Annotated in this window: 1 protein-coding gene; it reads right to left on the bottom strand. The window is 41.2% G+C overall.

Features of this window, described 5'->3' with window-relative positions:
• Nucleotides 1-233 (bottom strand): hypothetical protein (locus SCA31_RS25670; protein WP_410699743.1); only part of this gene is annotated, 233 nt, incomplete at both ends.

Here is a 233-nt window from a genome sequence, read left to right as displayed (position 1 = left end):
GAATCACCTTTTGCAGCGATCATTGTAGCTAATGTTTGAAAATAAGGATAAACTTCCGGAGCTTGTTGTACTTCCCAGAACTGAAGTTTTGCAGAAGTCTGAAGCATTTTCTTCACTTTATCGATATCCTTCATACCAGGCATTTCAACAGAAATTCTTGCCGTACCAGGTACTCTCTGAACGTTTGGCTGCACTGCACCCATCTTATCGATTCTGGTTCTGATCACCTCAAA

This window comes from Chryseobacterium sp. SIMBA_028, assembly GCF_046535285.1.
Classification (GTDB): domain Bacteria; phylum Bacteroidota; class Bacteroidia; order Flavobacteriales; family Weeksellaceae; genus Chryseobacterium.
Note: the sequence above shows the minus strand (reverse complement) of the source record. Positions and strands in the feature narration are given on the sequence as shown.